Origin of the sequence: Corynebacterium tuscaniense (assembly GCF_008693065.1) — a bacterium.
GTDB lineage: Bacteria > Actinomycetota > Actinomycetes > Mycobacteriales > Mycobacteriaceae > Corynebacterium > Corynebacterium tuscaniense.
This window is the reverse complement of sequence record NZ_VXKH01000214.1, coordinates 1-518: the sequence shown is the minus strand read 5'-3', so window position 1 is coordinate 518 and position 518 is coordinate 1. Positions and strand designations below refer to the sequence as shown.

The following is a 518-nucleotide window of genomic DNA, read 5'->3' as shown; positions in this document are numbered from 1 at the left end:
TGAGCCTCTTGACATGACGACCGTTGGACTGTCTTCTTTAAGAAGTAAAGTCGAGATTCCTGTGTGCAGGTTGGAGGGTGGGATGACGAAGGTCATCGAGGTCTTCGCCGATGTTGCGACAATTGTCGGAATGGTCGCAATCGTTTACTCCGTATGGAGTTATGGTTTGGCGAAGCGCGCGGACCGTGTTGCGGCGCGCACGTTTGGGGTTGAAGCTCTTCGAGATATTACGTCGGGGGAAGTGAGGTGGGCGCGGAATGTGTTCGGCACTCTTCGGTATGGAGATCCCCAATCGGTTTCTCAATTCACCAAAGAGAATGTGATCGATGCTTATTATGTTCAAGTTTGGGCGATCGATCGTTGTGCAGTTGTCCGGCGCCTCCTCGAGGAGTCGAAAAACATTAAGGGTGTTGGATTCCTCATTGATTCCTTGAATTGGAATACTGGGGAGGTGATCCATAATCTTGCCGTCGTTCGGCGGGTATTTGAAATTAGTGATGAGGATGCCTGGGAAAGGG

At 50.8% G+C, this 518-nt stretch carries 1 protein-coding gene; it reads left to right on the top strand.

Going from position 1 to position 518, the window contains the following annotated elements; all coding sequences use genetic code 11:
• Positions 1–82: 82 nt before the first annotated feature.
• The coding region (locus F4V54_RS11340) for a hypothetical protein (protein WP_150387198.1) at positions 83–518 on the top strand (436 nt) is incomplete at its 3' end.